This window comes from Streptomyces sp. NPDC000941 (genome assembly GCF_053599555.1).
The window spans coordinates 1-7,693 of record NZ_JBSFMM010000350.1; the positions used below are offsets into that span (position 1 = coordinate 1).

At 71.9% G+C, this 7,693-nt stretch carries 7 protein-coding genes and 1 pseudogene; 7 read left to right on the forward strand and 1 reads right to left on the reverse strand.

Features of this window, described 5'->3' with window-relative positions; genetic code table 11:
- Positions 1 to 198 (forward strand): annotated as a pseudogene (locus ACWDSL_RS50410) (cytochrome P450); the annotation flags it as partial.
- Between the two features lie 25 nt (positions 199 to 223).
- Here ACWDSL_RS50410 and ACWDSL_RS50415 read toward each other — a convergent pair.
- Complete coding sequence (locus ACWDSL_RS50415) at positions 224 to 775, reverse strand: hypothetical protein (protein WP_450496122.1); 552 nt, start codon at positions 773 to 775, stop codon at positions 224 to 226.
- Between the two features lie 307 nt (positions 776 to 1,082).
- Here ACWDSL_RS50415 and ACWDSL_RS50420 point away from each other — a divergent pair, with 307 nt between their 5' ends.
- The 6 genes from ACWDSL_RS50420 to ACWDSL_RS50445 form a co-directional block, all read left to right on the forward strand.
- A complete protein-coding gene (locus tag ACWDSL_RS50420) occupies positions 1,083 to 2,129 on the forward strand; it encodes a LacI family DNA-binding transcriptional regulator (RefSeq protein WP_450496123.1) in 1,047 nt (348 codons plus the stop codon).
- A complete protein-coding gene (locus ACWDSL_RS50425; RefSeq protein ID WP_450496125.1) occupies positions 2,126 to 3,124 on the forward strand; it encodes a 2-hydroxyacid dehydrogenase in 999 nt (332 codons plus the stop codon). The genes ACWDSL_RS50420 and ACWDSL_RS50425 overlap by 4 nt, the downstream gene beginning before the upstream one ends.
- Positions 3,121 to 4,356, forward strand: a complete 1,236-nt coding sequence (gene manD, locus ACWDSL_RS50430) for a D-mannonate dehydratase ManD (protein ID WP_450496127.1) — start codon at positions 3,121 to 3,123, stop codon at positions 4,354 to 4,356. Before ACWDSL_RS50425 ends, manD begins: the two co-directional genes overlap by 4 nt.
- A 3-nt stretch (positions 4,357 to 4,359) precedes the next feature.
- Positions 4,360 to 5,895, forward strand: a complete 1,536-nt coding sequence (locus tag ACWDSL_RS50435) for a mannitol dehydrogenase family protein (protein WP_450496129.1) — start codon at positions 4,360 to 4,362, stop codon at positions 5,893 to 5,895.
- A gap of 130 nt (positions 5,896 to 6,025) precedes the next feature.
- Entirely contained in the window at positions 6,026 to 7,447 is a 1,422-nt protein-coding gene (locus ACWDSL_RS50440; RefSeq protein ID WP_450496131.1) for an MFS transporter, read from the forward strand.
- Positions 7,448 to 7,498: 51 nt separating this feature from the next.
- Positions 7,499 to 7,693: triphosphoribosyl-dephospho-CoA synthase (locus ACWDSL_RS50445; RefSeq protein ID WP_450496132.1), on the forward strand; the 195-nt coding region annotated here is incomplete at its 3' end.

Below are 7,693 nucleotides of genomic sequence, written 5' to 3' on the forward strand. Positions count from 1 at the left end.
GGGGCGGCCGGTCTGGCCTTCGGCGACGGCCCGCACAAGTGCCCCGGCGCCCATATCGCGATCCTGGAGACCGATATCTTCCTCAGCAGGCTGTTCGCGCTGCCCGGCATCCGGATGGCGGCCCCGCCCGGGGTCGGTTTCAAGGACGAGATTGCCGGCTACGAGCTCCGCGGCTGCATCGTCGAGTGCCGGGTGTGAAACCGGCCCCGCCACGATGCCGGGGTCAGCTGAGCGACGCGCTCTCCAGCACCGCGTCGACCTCCTGCTGCTCCTGCGGCCCGGTGGGCTGGGCGATGCCGAGGAGGTAGGACGAGCCGCCGTCCCGCGCGGTCATGAGGGTCAGGCGCAGATGGCCCGTGCTGCCTTCGCCGTCGCTCACCTTCAACGCCACCGTGTACGCGGGGCGGTCGCTCACCGTGGTGGCCCGCGACTCCTCGATGCTCGAGCGCCCGTCCGGGTAGAAGTACTCGGCGTTCGACCGGACCGCGTCCTCCGTCTGCTCCTTCAGCTGGGACTTGGGCACGGTCCCGTTCCGCCCGGCCAGCACGACGCTGCCGCCTTCCTCGCCGCCGGTGGACTTCATGGTGATCGACGAGGTGAAGGCGTCCACCAGGTCGCCCTTCTTGTTGCGCTGCCAGCCCTCGGGTATCGCGTACGAGATTCCCGCCTTGTCGTCCGTCACCCGCGGCCGGTCGGCCAGCGAGGAGCCGTCCTCGTCCCGCGTCAGCCACCAGGCGGTGACGGCCCCGCCGACGAGCACGAGGACCGACACCACAACGGCCACAGTGGTCCGGCGGTTTCCGGGTCGGCCCGACGTCCATGGCCCGGGTGGCACACCCCCACCCGGGGGGACGGATGGCGGGCCGGTGAGGGGTGGCGTGGTCATGCGCGCCATCATGCCAGTTCCGTGATCGGCTCCCGGTCGGCCACGTACACCGGCCATCGATGACGATGCCGAGGACCGCGGCCTGCCGAGACCCTTGCCAATGCTTTGGCAAGCATTGACAAGGTTGCACAAGGGTGACGACCATGAAACATGTCGTTCATCTGCACCACTCCGTCGCACCAGGAGCGGAGCCCCCATGGCACCCACCCTCACTGATGTGGCCAAGCGCGCCAATGTCGCACTGTCCACCGCCTCTCGCGCGTTCAGCGACCCCAACCGGCTCGGACCGCAGACCTTGCGCAAGGTACTGACCGTTGCGCAAGAGCTCGGCTACGAATCGTCCGCTGTCCGCGCCGCCGAGCCGGCCGACGACACGGGGACCGCCACGGTCGCCGTCGTCGTGCCCGATATCGCCAACCCCGTATTCGGCGCCTTCGTCAAGGCCGCGCAGGGCGAGGGCTGGCGCCGCGGGCAGACCGTCGTACTCGCCGACACCGACTTCGACCCCGACCACGAGCGCGAAGTCCTCGCCCATCTGCGCGAGCAGGCCGACGGGTTGATCGTGTGCTCGCCCCGGCTCGACGCGGACGAGGTCCTGGACATCTGCGGCCGTACGCCCGCCGTGCTGGTCAACCGCGAGACGACCGGCGCCGACTGTGTGCTCGCCGACACCGCCGAGGGCATGCGCCAGGCCGTCGAGTATCTGGCCGCGCTCGGCCATCGGCGGATCGCCTATGTCCAGGGCATGCAGCGCTCCTGGTCCAACGCCCAGCGCGTGGAGTTGATCCGCGCCGAGGCCGGGCGAGCCGGGCTTGAGCTGACGCTGCTGGGCTGGCAGTCCGAGACGGTGGCGGGCGGGACCGCGGCGGCGGCCGGTGTGCTGGCCTCGGGCGCCTCCGCCGTCATCGCGCACAACGACCTGGTGGCGCTCGGGGTGATCTCCGGCGCGCGGGCGCTGGGGGTGAGTGTCCCCGAGGATCTGAGCGTGGTGGGGGTCGACGACATCCCGTTCGCGGAGGTCTCACAGCCGTCCTTGACGAGCATCTCGGTGCCGATGGTGCGGGCCGGTGCGCTCAGCCTGGAGCTGCTGGGGAAGGCCATCGGGGGTGAGCGGCAGACCCCGCGGACGCTCAGGCTGCCGACCCAGCTCATCGTGCGCGGCTCGACCGGCGCGGCCCGTACCCGCCCCGCCGGATACGGCGCCACGACTGACGGCCCGCTGGCCGGAAAGGGCAAGTCATGAGGGCCGACACGTTGACCGTGGTGGTCATCGACGCCAATCTCGACCCGCTGCGTGCCGAGTTCGAGGCCGCGCTGCCGGACGGAGCGTCCGTCAGCTGGCCGGACGCCCGGGACACCGCGGCGGTCGAGGCCGCCGTGAAGGGGGCGGATGTGCTGGTGTCGGGGAAGTGCGACGCCCGGATGGCCGCGATCGCCACCCGGCTCCGGCTGGTCCACGCGGCCGGTGCCGGCACGGACGGGATCGACATCGCCTCGCTGGCCCCCGGAACCCAGGTGGCCAACACCTTCCACCACGAGGACTCGATCGCCGAGTACGCCGTGTCAGCGGCCATTTTGCTGCGGCGCGGCTTTCTGCGGCAGCACGACGCGCTGCGCCGTGGGCAGTGGCACTCCCCCGCGTACGACCCGGGTTCCCCGTGGGTCGACACACTGGGCGCGGCGACGGTCGGCTTCGTCGGCTTCGGGCATATCGGCGCCCGCTGCTGGCAGCGGTTCCGGGCGTTCGGCGCGCGGGGCGTGGCGGTCACCAGGCGCGGTGAGGTGGACGCGGTGGCCGAGGGGCTGGCCTGGTCCGGGACCATCGCCGACCTCGGTTCGCTGCTGGAGAGCTCCGATGTGGTGGTGGTGTCGGCCCCGCTGACCCCCGAGACCATGGGGCTGATCGGCGCGGCCGAGCTGTCCCGGATGCGCCCGTCGGCGGTGCTGGTCAACGTCGGCCGTGGCCCGGTCGTGGACGAGGACGCGCTCTACCGGGCCTTGAGCGAGCGCGCGATCGGCGGGACCGCGCTCGACGTCTGGTACCGCTACCCGGCCGGCGGACACTCCGCGGCCCCCGGCAATCATCCCTTCGAGACGCTGGACAACGTACTGATGACACCCCACTCCTCGGGCCTGACCCGCGAGACCTTTGCGCGCCGGGCTGATGACATCGCCGCCAACATCGGCCGGCTGGCCGCGGGCGAGCCGCTGCACAACGTCGTGGCGGTGGCCCCATGAGCCGGCCGGCGCACACGACCGACACCATCGTCGAGGTCGATGTGCTGGTGACCAGTCCGGGCCGCAACTTCGTCGCGCTCAAGATCACCACTGCACAGGGCCTGGTCGGCTGGGGCGACGCCACGCTCAACGGCCGTGAGCTCGCCGTCGCCTCGTATCTGCGCGACCACGTGGCGCCGCTGCTGATCGGCCGGGACCCGGCGCGGATCGAGGACACCTGGCAGTTCCTCTACCGCGGGGCGTACTGGCGGCGCGGTCCGGTGACGATGACGTCCATCGGCGCGGTGGACCTCGCGCTGTGGGACATCAAGGGGAAGGCCACCGGCCAGCCGGTGTACCAGCTGCTCGGCGGCGCGGTCCGCGACCGGATCCTGACGTACACCCACGCCTCCGGCTGGGAGATCCCCCAGCTGCTCGACGCGGTCGACGAGCGGCGCGAACAGGGCTTTCTCGCGGTGCGCGCGCAGAGCGGCATTCCTGGTCTTGACACGGTGTACGGGGTGAGCAGCGGCGAAGCGGGGTACGAGCCGGCCGACCGTGGCGCGGCCCCTGCGGTGGAGGTCTGGGACACCGACTCGTATCTGCGGCACGCCCCGCGTGTTCTCACGGCGGTACGCGAACACGTGGGCCCCGAGCTGAAGTTGCTGCATGACGCCCACCACCGGCTCACCCCGGGCCAGGCGGCCCGGCTCGGCCGGGCGCTGGAGGAGGTGGACCTCTACTGGCTGGAGGATGTCACCCCCGCGGAGAACCAGGAGGTGCTGCGGCACGTCCGGCACCACACGACCGTTCCGCTGGCGATCGGCGAGGTGTTCAACACCGTCTGGGAGTGCCAGACGCTGATCACCGAGCAGCTGATCGACTTCGTACGGACCTGTGTGACCCACGCGGGCGGGATCAGCCATCTGCGGCGGATCGCGGCGCTCGCCGAGGTCTGGCAGGTGCGGCTCGGCCCGCACGGTCCCTCGGACATCTCGCCGGTGGCCCTCGCAGGGTCGCTGCATGTGGGCCTGGCGACGCCGAACTTCGCCATCCAGGAGTACATGGGCTATGAGCCGGTCGTGCACGAGGTGTTCCGGCATGCGTGGAGCTACGCCGACGGACATCTGCACCCCGGAGACCAGCCCGGGCTCGGGGTCGAGGTCGACGAGGCGCTGGCCGCCCGGTTCCCGTACGAGCCCGCCTATCTGCCGATCGCGCGGCGCCGCGACGGCTCGATGACGGACTGGTGAACGATGCGAGCGACCACCGTACCCCGCCTCGGCCGCGCGACCGTTCCCCCGGCCGCCCTGACCCTCGCGCGGCCACCCGCCGAGACCGGCATCGTGCACCTCGGCCTCGGCAACTTCCACCGCGCCCACCAGGCCGTGCACACCGCGGCGGCGCTGGCCCGCGCCGACGGCCCCTGGGGCATCCTCGGGGTCGCCGGCCGCTCCACCGGCGTGGTCCGGGCGATGCGCGAACAGGATCTGCGCTACGCGGTCGTGGAGATCTCCCCCGGCCACACCCGGGTCACCGTCCCCGCCGTGCACACCGGGGCGCTGGTGGCCGCGGAGCAGCCGGACGCCGTGCTCGACGCGCTGGCCGCGCCCGGTACGGCCGTCATCACCCTGACGGTCACCGAGCACGGGTACACCTTCTCCCCACGCACCCACGGCCTGGACCTGGACGCGCCCGCGGTACGGGCCGATCTGCGCGGCGACGCGCCGCCGCGCACCACCATCGGGCGGATCGTGCGCGGGCTGCAGCGCCGCAGCCGGGCCCACGCCCGGCCGGTGACCGTCCTGAGCTGCGACAACCTGGTCGGAAACGGTGAGTTGACGAGGCGGCTGGTGCGCGAGTTCACCGAGGCGCTTCCGGCGGCCGAACGCGACCAGCTGGTGCCGTGGTTGGAGAGCTCGGTGGCGTTTCCGGGCTCCATGGTGGACCGGATCGTCCCCGCCACCACGGACGCCTACCGCGAGGCGGTGGCGGCCCACCTCGGGGTGCGCGACGCCGTACCGGTGCCGGCCGAACCGTTCTCCATGTGGGTGATGGAGGACCGCTTCGCCGCCGGACGTCCGAGCTGGGAGCTGGCGGGGGCGCTGTTCACTGACGACGTCGAGCCGTACGAACTGCTCAAGCTCCGGCTGCTCAACGGCACCCACTCGCTCATCGCCTATCTGGGCGCCCTGGACGGGCGGGACACCATCCCGGACGCGATCGCCCGGCCGTTCATCGCCGAGGCGGCGCGGAGCGTGCTGCACGACGAGTATCTGCCGAGCCTCACCGTGCCCGCCGATATCGATCTCGACGACTACGTCCGCCGGCTGTTCGACCGCTGGGCCAACTCGGCGCTGGGTCACCGCACCCGGCAGGTCGGCTCGGACGGTTCGGTCAAGCTCCGGCAGCGGGTGCCGGAACCCGCTCTGCTCCAGTTGCGCGCCGGACGGATGCCGCACCAGCTGGCGCTGACCGTGGCCGCGTATCTGTGCTGTGTGGCGCCCCTGCCCGGATTCTCGCCGGGTCCGCACGCCACCGCGATGGTGGATCCGGCCCGGGACACGCTCGCCGCGATCGCCGGCCGACCCCGTACCTCATCCGGGGCGCCCTTCGTCGAGGCCGTTCTGGACAGCGGGCTGCTCGGCGACGGCCTGCCCGAACACCCCGCGTTCGCGGCCCGGGTCGCCGAACTCGTCGACGTCATCGTGCGATTCGGCCCGGCCGCCGCGGCAGCTGAGGCCCTGAGGGCCACCTCCCCTGTCGGAACGGCCGCCCGTCCCGGCGCCTAGGGCCGTCCTCTCTCACCTTCTCGGGTAGCCGGGTCCCCGCCCGGCCCCGCCCTGTCCCCACCCCCCTCACCTTGCCTTGCCCTGCCCTGAAACCGCTCCGGAAATCGATCCGTTCAAGGAGGCATGGATCATGGACAACACCACGCGCACCACCGCGCCCCCGCCCACCCCGACCACCACCGCCCCGCCCGGGGAGCCGCCCGCCGACCCGGGCGCGGTACGGCGTGCCGCATGGGCCGGTCTGATCGGCACCGCGCTGGAACAGTACGACTTCGTCATCTACGGCACGGCCTCGGCCCTGATCTTCAGCGATCTCTTCTTCCCCAACGTCTCGGCCTCCGTCGGCATCCTCGCCAGCTTCTCCACCTACGCCGTCGGCTTCGCCGCCCGGCCGCTGGGCGGGCTCTTCTTCTCCCGCTACGGGGACCGGCTCGGCCGCAAGTGGGTGCTGGTCGCGACGCTGCTGCTGATGGGCGGATCCACGCTGGCCATCGGTCTGCTGCCGACGTACAGCCAAGTGGGCCTGCTCGCCCCGATCCTGCTGCTGCTCTGCCGGATGGCCCAGGGCTTCGGCGCGGGCGCCGAACAGTCCGGAGGCGCCACCCTGCTCACCGAGACGGCGGCCACCGGGCGACGCGGAAGACTGGCCTCCCTCGTGATGACCGGCGCGGCGCTGGGCACCGCCCTCGGGGCCGTGGCCTGGATCCTCGCCCAGCGCCTGTCCGACGACGCCCTGATGAGCTGGGGCTGGCGGCTCGTCTTCGGCAGCAGCCTCCTGGTCACCGTGGTCGCCATGGTCTTCCGGCGCAAGCTCACCGAGAGCCCCGTCTTCAAGGAGCTGAAGCAGCAGCACGAGCGGCCCGCGTCCCCGGTGAAGGAGGTCTTCAAGCACGGCAGGAAGCCGACGCTGCTGGTGCTCTTCATGAACTTCGGCATCAGCACCCAGTCGTACACCTACCAGGTGTTCATGGCCTCGTACCTGGTGTCCTCGGTGGGCGTCGACAAGGACTTCGTCCCTGAGGTGCTGCTGCTGGGCGCCCTGTGCGGCGGCCTCGCGGCGGTCTGCTTCGGCACGCTCTCGGACCGCTTCGGGCGGCGCCCGGTGTACTCCCTGATCGTCGGCGCCCTGGTGCTGCTGCCGACCCCGACCTTTGTCGCGCTGAACTCCGGCTCCAAGGTCGCGATCACCGTGGCCGTCGTCATCGGCTTCATCCTGGCCTGTCAGGGGGCCGTCGGGGTGCAGATGAGCTACTTCCCCGAGCTGTTCGGAAACCGCTACCGCTACGCCGGGGTCACCCTCGGCCGGGAGTTCTCCTCCGTGATCGGCGGCGGGGTCGCGCCCCTGATCTGCACCGCGCTGGTCAGCGCCTTCTCGGGGTCCTGGATACCGGTGGCCGTCTATATGTCGCTGGTCGCCGCGGTCAGCCTGATCGCCACCCGGATGGCGCCGGAGACGGTCGACCGCGATCTCAACGCTCCCGCCGACAGCACCGACGGCACCGACAGCGCCCATCCGGCCGGGGCCGCCCCCGCACAGCCCGCGCACAGGTAGGGCTCACCGTCCCGACAGGTTCACCGGCTAGCGTCCCGGTCCGTGGATGCCATGGACGACGCTCTGGCGCAGGCGGCGGTGCGCGCCCTGATCGCGCAGGCCGAGCTCACCCCCAAGCCCGGCCTCGCCGACGCCCGCGATCTGCGGGCCCGGACGACCGGCGCGGATCTGCTGACGCTGCGCTGGTCGGCCAAGGCCCTGACGCCCGCGTTCGCGGCCATCGCGGCGTCGGCCCGCCGCCCCGGC